This window comes from Streptomyces torulosus (genome assembly GCF_001419765.1).
Taxonomy (GTDB): domain Bacteria; phylum Actinomycetota; class Actinomycetes; order Streptomycetales; family Streptomycetaceae; genus Streptomyces; species Streptomyces torulosus.
In genome coordinates this window covers 1-446 of the sequence record NZ_LIRK01000410.1, presented here as the reverse complement: position 1 = coordinate 446, position 446 = coordinate 1, and the positions used below count along the sequence as shown (strand labels likewise).

Annotated in this window: 1 protein-coding gene; it reads right to left on the bottom strand. The window is 72.4% G+C overall.

All coding sequences use genetic code 11. The features are described from left to right. A partial coding sequence (locus AOK23_RS50320; RefSeq protein ID WP_240496571.1) for a SulP family inorganic anion transporter occupies positions 1 to 259 on the bottom strand: 259 nt, incomplete at its 3' end. Positions 260 to 446 lie beyond the last annotated feature (187 nt).

The following is a 446-nucleotide window of genomic DNA, read 5'->3' as shown; positions in this document are numbered from 1 at the left end:
TCAGCCCGACGGTGAGCACACCCGTCGTCCCGTACTCGCCGACGATCGGCACCAGCACCACGGTCATCGCCCCGGTCGGCCCGGACACCTGGAAGTCGGAACCGCCGAACAGGGCGGCGAGCGCACCGGCCACCACGGCGGTCGCCAGTCCCGCCTCGGCCCCGAGACCCGAGGAGACACCGAAGCCGAGCGCGAGCGGCAGGGCCACGATCGCCACGGTGAGCCCCGCGAGCAGATCCCGTCTCGGGGAGCGCCCCATGGCCGCCAGGTCGGCGCGCGAGGGCAGCAGCGCGGTGAGCCGCGCCGCGGCCTGGTACAGCGGAACGGACACGACACCTCGGCTTCCCTGCGGCGCCCGTCTCGGAGCGGACCCCATGCGCCGCGCCCGGCGGACCACGGGCACGGCAACACAGCATCTAGTGAATTGCTAAATTTTGCAATTCCGC